Annotated in this window: 6 protein-coding genes; 4 read left to right on the top strand and 2 right to left on the bottom strand. The window is 61.6% G+C overall.

All coding sequences use genetic code 11. The annotated features are described in order from the left end of the window. The first annotated feature begins 133 nt into the window (after positions 1–133). The 4 genes from ABSE61_RS01865 (at position 134) to ABSE61_RS01850 (ending at position 4936) form a co-directional block, all read left to right on the top strand. Positions 134–1390, top strand: coding sequence for an ABC transporter substrate-binding protein (locus tag ABSE61_RS01865; protein ID WP_423869350.1), 1257 nt, complete (start codon positions 134–136; stop codon positions 1388–1390). A 260-nt stretch (positions 1391–1650) separates the two neighbouring features. Continuing rightward, entirely contained in the window at positions 1651–2526 is an 876-nt protein-coding gene (locus tag ABSE61_RS01860; protein ID WP_423869349.1) for a branched-chain amino acid ABC transporter permease, read from the top strand. Positions 2527–2528: 2 nt separating this feature from the next. Then, positions 2529–3455, top strand: coding sequence for a branched-chain amino acid ABC transporter permease (locus tag ABSE61_RS01855; protein WP_423869348.1), 927 nt, complete (start codon positions 2529–2531; stop codon positions 3453–3455). Further along, entirely contained in the window at positions 3455–4936 is a 1482-nt protein-coding gene (locus tag ABSE61_RS01850) for an ATP-binding cassette domain-containing protein (RefSeq protein WP_423869347.1), read from the top strand. Before ABSE61_RS01855 ends, ABSE61_RS01850 begins: the two co-directional genes overlap by 1 nt. A 23-nt stretch (positions 4937–4959) precedes the next feature. Here ABSE61_RS01850 and ABSE61_RS01845 read toward each other — a convergent pair whose 3' ends face one another. Continuing rightward, positions 4960–5217: a hypothetical protein gene (locus ABSE61_RS01845; RefSeq protein WP_423869346.1), complete on the bottom strand. Its 258-nt coding sequence runs from the start codon at positions 5215–5217 to the stop codon at positions 4960–4962. Between the two features lie 101 nt (positions 5218–5318). Further along, positions 5319–6047 (bottom strand): Crp/Fnr family transcriptional regulator, encoded by a 729-nt coding sequence (locus ABSE61_RS01840; RefSeq protein WP_423869345.1) that lies wholly within the window; start codon positions 6045–6047, stop codon positions 5319–5321. Positions 6048–6178: the final 131 nt, after the last annotated feature.

The following is a 6178-nucleotide window of genomic DNA, read 5'->3' as shown; positions in this document are numbered from 1 at the left end:
AAACAGGTTGTCGCCGTTTCGCTTGCTGGAGACACAAGCGCAGCTACAATAACCTCAAGGCCGCCAAGGTCAGAAATAATAGCCCGGCGACGTCAAAAGCCGCCCGGGCCTTGAAGACATGGAGAGGAACGTCATGACATCTACATATCGAACGCCGCTTTTCCGTTCGCTGCTCGGCGCGACGGCTCTCGGCCTTGGCCTTGTGCTGGCTGCTTCCGGTCCGGCGCTCGCCGCCGACCCGATCAAGATCGGCGTCATCGCGGAAGCGCAAGCGATCGCCGGCGCCTCGATCCCGCAGGCCGCCCAGCTCGCCGCCGACGAAATCAACGCCAAGGGCGGCGTCGACGGACGCAAGATCGAAATCATCACCTATGACAACCACTCCTCGTCCGCCGATTCCGTTCGCGCTTTCCAGCGCGCGGTGAACGAGGACAAGGTCAACATTGTCATCGCGAGCTATATCAGCGAAGTGGTGCTGGCGCTGGAACCCTGGGCCTCGCGCCTGAAGACACCCTTCATCACGCCGGGTGCGGCCTCCAACGAGATCAGCAAGAGCGTTCACGCCGACTATGAGAAGAACAAGTACACCTTCCACGGCTACCTGACCTCGGCCGCGCTGGCGCTGTCGGTCTGCGACGCCGCCAAGGAACTGCTGGTCGACCAGAAGCAGATGAAGACCGCGGTCATCATGAGCGAGGACGCTGCCTGGACCAAGCCGCTCGACATCGGTTACGAGGAATGCCTGCCCAAGATCGGGCTGAAGGTGCTCGACCATATCCGCTTCTCGCCCGACACCACCGACTTCACGCCGATCTTCAACAAGATCGAAGGCGCAAAGCCCGACGTGATGATCACCGGCATCTCGCATGTCGGCGTGCAGCCGACGGTGCAGTGGAAGAACCAGCAGGTTCCGATCCCGATGTTCGGCATTTCCTCGCAGGCCACCAACGAGACCTTCGGCAAGGACAGCAACAACGCCTCCGACGGCGTGCTCTATCAGGGCGTGTCGGGACCTGGCGTGCCGGTGACGGAGAAGAGCGTGCCGTTTGCCAACGCCTTCAAGGCGAAGTTCGGCAACTTCCCCTCTTACGCCGGCTACACCTCCTATGACGAAGTCTATTTCATCGCCGATGCCGTGAAGCGTGCCGGCTCGACCGACGCCGACAAGCTGGTCGAGGCGCTGGAGAAGACCGACTGGGTCGGCACCATCGGCCGCGTCCAGTTCTACGGCAAGGACGACCCGTTCACCCACTCGATCAAGTACGGCAAGGGTCTGATCACAGGCCTGATGCTGCAGTGGCAGGATGGCGCGCAAGTTGCCGTCTGGCCGCCGGAAGTCGCCAAGGCCAAGTTGAAGTTCCCAAGCTTCATCAAGGTCACCTCGAACTAAGGCATGCAAATGCTCCCGGAACCCCGGGAGCATTTTTCTTGGCGTGACGTTCTCTTTCCAGGAGGAGGCAGCGGGGGCTGCCGCGAGCAGTGCCGTCTATTTGAAGTTCCTGCATCACTCGCCGCGGGTCCAACCAGGAACTCCAAATGGAACACGGCACTGAAATCATCATGGATTTGCGAGTGCCCTTTGCTTTCCGAAGTTCGTGCAAGAGGGTGCCGCGACGTAGGACGAACTTCGGAAAACGGGCACTCGTATAAATGCTTGCGTTTCAGATTCTGATCGACGGTTTTGCCATCAGCGCCTTGTATGCGCTCGGCGCTACCGGATTTACCCTTATCTTCGGCGTCTCCGGCGTGCTTAACCTGTCCCATGGCGCCCTCATGGTGCTGGCGGCGGTGGCTGCATGGGCGGCTGCGAGCGTGCTGCATGTCGACACCTATTCCGGCGCGCTGGTCGGCGTAGCGGTAGCGCTGGTGTCCGCGCTGATCACTTACTTCGCGGTGGTGCAGCCGATCCAGAAGTCGCGGCGCATTCCCAATGAGGAGAAGGAAATCTTCGTCCTCACGGGCACGTTGCTCTGGGGCATCATGATCCAGGAACTGATCGCCTATTTCTTCACCAACAACGCCAAGACCGTGCTGCCGATTGTCGAAGGCGTGGTCGATATCCTCGGCGTGCGCACACCGCGCAATGAAATCTTCACCGCCTTCGTCTGCTGCTTGGTGATCGCGCTGCTCTGGCTGCTCGTCAACCGCACCCGCACCGGCAAGGCGGTGCTGGCGGCCTCGATGAATCCGCGCGGCGTGACGCTGCTTGGCCTCGAACTCGGCAACATCTATGTCGTGGTCTGGGCGATCTACGGTATTCTCGCCGGCATTGCCGGCGTGCTGCTCGGCATGTTCTTAGGGGTCAGCTCCTACAGCGTCGGGCCGCTAACCGCGAGCGCGTTCTCGATCGTGGTGCTCGGCGGTCTCGGCAGTGTGTCGGGTTCGCTGATTGCGGCTTTTGTCGTTGGCTATCTCGAAACCCTCACGGCTTATCTGGTCTCGCCGGCCTACCGGACCATCCCTGCCCTTCTGCTGCTGGTCGCTGTGATGTATGTGCGGCCGCAAGGCCTGCTCGGGAGGCGATGAAGATGGGCGGTTTCTTCAAGTCACGGCTGTTCTTCGTCTCATTAGCGATCGTCATCATTGCTTCGACGCTGCCGCTCTATGTTTCCGGCTATATCCTTGGGCTGCTTACGGTCGCCTATTACTTCGGTGTGTTCGCGATGTCGTGGGACCTTTTGTTCGGCTTTGCCGGCGAGGTCAATTTCGGCCCGACCTTCCTGATCGGCGTCGGCGCCTATACGGCCGGCATTCTTAACAACCAGTACGGCTGGTCGGTCTATCTCTGCATCGTGCTCGGCGCGCTGGCGTCCGTTGTCGCCGGCGTGGTGCTGGCGCTGCCTGCGCTGCGCGTGCGCGGCCCCTATTTCGGCCTGACCACCCTAGTCGCGGTGCTGATGCTGCAAAATTTCGTCGTCGTGTTTGCCGATCTGACCGGCGGCGAGATCGGCCTGACCATTCCCGATGTCATCACCATCAACGCCAGCGCGAATTACTGGATCGCGCTCGGCTTCATGACCATCAGCGCGCTGATTCTGTATGGCCTGTCGCAATCGCCGATCGGTCTGGTGTTGCAGGCGAGCGGCCAGGACCCGGTGCAGGCCGGCGCGCTCGGCTTCAACATCGTCAAACATAAACTTGCCGCCTTCATCGTCAGTGCGTTCTTCTCCGGCCTCTCCGGCGCGCTTCTCGTCTTCTATTTCGGCACCGCCTCGGTCGGCACCGTCGTCGACGTCGCGGTCGGGGTGAATGTGATCGTCGCCGCCGTGCTCGGCGGACGCCGTACCGTGCTGGGCGCCGCACTCGGCGCGATCTTCCTGATCGTCGCCGGTGAATTCTTGCGCCCCACAGGCGAGCTTGCGACCTTCATCGTCTCGGCGGTCGCCCTTCTTGTCGTGCTGTTCTTCCCCGGCGGCTTCCTGGGCGCTGCCCTCTCGCATGAGGGGCGCTCATAATGGATGCGACCAACAATAATCCGCCGGTGCTCGAAGTCCGCGGCCTCACCAAGCGTTACGGCGGCCTTACGGCCGTGAAGAAACTCGATCTCGAGGTTCACGCCGGCGAAATCTTCGGCCTGATCGGCCCGAACGGCTCCGGCAAATCGACCGCGATGAAATCGATCATGGGCATCGAACGACCGACCGCGGGTGAAGTCATTTTCCAGGGCGAGAACGTCGCAGGAATGCCGGCGCACCAGATCGCGCGCAAGGGCTTTGGCATGGTGTTCCAGCACTCGCGGCCGCTCAACCGGCAGACGGTGCTGGAGAACATCATGGTGGCGCTGCTGCCGGACAGCCTGTTCATGCTGTTTCCGGACAAGGCGCTGACCGAGCGCGCCAAGTGGATCGCCAACCGCGTCGGTTTGGGCTCGGTGATGGATCGCCGTCCGCCGACGCTGCCCTTTGCGGATCTCAGACGGCTCGAACTCGCCAAAGCGATCGCGCGGGATCCCAAGGTGGTGCTGGTCGATGAACCCTTTGCCGGATTGACGCTCGCCGAAGTCGGCACCTTCTCTGAACTGATCAAGAGTTTCCGCGACGAAGGCCGTGCGGTGCTGCTGGTCGACCACAACGTCAAGAGCGTCGCGGCATTGGTCGATCGCGTGCTCGCGATGTATCTCGGCGAGGAGATCGTCACCGGCCGCGCCGACGAGGTCATGCGCAACGAGACCGTGCGGCGCGTCTATCTCGGCGGCACGATCGAGACCTCGGCACGGCCCGAGACCAGCTTCAAGGACAAGTTGCCGTTGTTGCAGGTCGAGAACGTCAGCGTGTTCTACGGCAAGGCGCAGGCGCTCGAGAGCGTATCGATCCACGTCCATCAGGGCGAATTCGTCTCGGTGGTCGGCTTGAACGGCGCCGGCAAGACCACGTTGTTCAACACCATCTCGGGCTTTTTGCCCTATAGCGGCGACATCATCCGCGACGGCGAAAAACTGCGCGGCATCAGTCCCGCCAAGATCGCGCGCAGCGGCGTCGTGCAATGCCCGGAATCGCGCGAATTGTTCGGCGAGATGAGCGTGCGGGAAAATCTCGACCTCGGCGGCCAGCATTTGACTGACGAAGTTCGCGAGAAGCAGCTCGCCTGGCTGTTCGAGCTATTTCCGATCCTGAAGGAGCGTCAAGGCCAGATGGCGCAGACGCTCTCCGGCGGCGAGCAGCAAATGCTCGCGATCGGCCGGGCGCTGATGATGCAGCCCAAGATCCTGATCCTGGATGAGCCGACGCTCGGCCTCGCCCCGGTCATCCTGGAGCAACTATCCAAGGCACTGGAGCGGCTGCGTCAGACCACGCCAATCACGGTATTGTTGGGCGAACAGAACGTGACGTTTGCGCTTCCGCATGCCGATCGCGTCTATGTGCTCGAACATGCGCGGATCGTCTGGGAAGGCGATCCTGGCCGCTTTGCCGCTGAGGCCGGCGAGGGTTATCTCTGATAACCTTGCACTCGGGGCACACTTCAATTGGCGCGGACGGTCCGCATCGGAAGTGCCATGCCCGGTTGTTGCACGGTCTCTACCGGCATGTCGTCGGCGATACCGCTACCGCCAAACTCCGCCTGCACGGCCTGCGATATCCAAAGGGATGCCCTCGGATGGAAGATTGTCAGGGCAATCAGCACAATCGCCATCAGCACGGGCAGGATGAGAAATCCAGCGCCGCTTCTCGGTTTGGTGTCGTCGTCGCTCTTGCGCGATCGGTCGAACGGAGCATGCATGGACGCCTCCACTTCGGGGATGGTCCCTCAATGCCACTTCTAACCTGATCGCCATCATACGCGTGTGAACTGCTTCACAACGCGACCGTGCTTTTCGCGCGTTAACTTTCTTGCACTTCCGAGCCCGCGATTTCCTGCAACGGTTCGAGGTTGAGCACGACGATGGCGCCGTGTTCGAGGCGAACCCAGTTGCGGGTGGCCCAGGCGCGCAACTGCTTGTTGATGCTCTCGCGGGACATGCCGACCATCTCGCTGATTTCCTGCTGGGTGACCGCGATGGTGCGGCCGCCCTGCGCCACCTTGTGCCGTTCGGTGAGACGGATCAGGGCGCTGGCAAGCCGGCCCGGCAGATCCTGCAAGATGACCTCTTCGACCTGGTCGGAGGTCCAGCGCAGCCGCGCGCATAACAGTTCGATGAATTTCATCGCTAAGGCCGGCTGGCTTCGCACGAAGGGCAGGAACTCGCGGCGGTCGATGACGAAAATTTCACAGTTGCTGTTGGCGGTGGCATCGGCCGTCCGCGCATGGCCATCGAGCACGGCGACCTCGCCGACGATCTCGCCGGGCCCGATCAAATTGAGGATTGCGCTACGGCCATCGGCCGAGGAAATACTGATCTTCACCGTGCCCGATATCACCGCAATCAGGCTGTTTCCGGGATCGCCCTTGGAAAAGATCGTCGCCCCGCGCTTCAGCGTGGCATGTTTGGCGTAGCGGCAAAGCTGCTCGAAGGCGTCTGCATCAAGGTCGCAAAAAATCGAGTGCCCGCGCAGCACCGCCAATTTGCTGCTCGTTACCTGCCGAGGTTCGATCGTCTTGTCCTGGGACACGTAACCGTTCTCCGGTTCGATGCGCCGGCGCGCCAACCCTGCCAAATGGCCATCGGATCGTCCGGCCGGGGCAACGGTTGTGACAGCCGGGTGCAGCTTTAAAAAATTCGCCCCGAGCAAGGATTCAGGGA

Source organism: Bradyrhizobium sp. (assembly GCF_049519115.1).
GTDB lineage: Bacteria > Pseudomonadota > Alphaproteobacteria > Rhizobiales > Xanthobacteraceae > Bradyrhizobium.
Note: the sequence above shows the minus strand (reverse complement) of the source record. Positions and strands in the feature narration are given on the sequence as shown.

What these genes read in the sequence shown, in the direction of transcription:
- ABSE61_RS01865 (WP_423869350.1), top strand. Translation starts at nt 134, where the DNA reads ATGACATCTACATATCGAACGCCGCTTTTCCGTTCGCTGCTCGGCGCG.
- ABSE61_RS01845 (WP_423869346.1), bottom strand. Translation starts at nt 5,217, where the DNA reads ATGCATGCTCCGTTCGACCGATCGCGCAAGAGCGACGACGACACCAAA.
- ABSE61_RS01850 (WP_423869347.1), top strand. Translation starts at nt 3,455, where the DNA reads ATGGATGCGACCAACAATAATCCGCCGGTGCTCGAAGTCCGCGGCCTC.
- ABSE61_RS01860 (WP_423869349.1), top strand. Translation starts at nt 1,651, where the DNA reads ATGCTTGCGTTTCAGATTCTGATCGACGGTTTTGCCATCAGCGCCTTG.
- ABSE61_RS01855 (WP_423869348.1), top strand. Translation starts at nt 2,529, where the DNA reads ATGGGCGGTTTCTTCAAGTCACGGCTGTTCTTCGTCTCATTAGCGATC.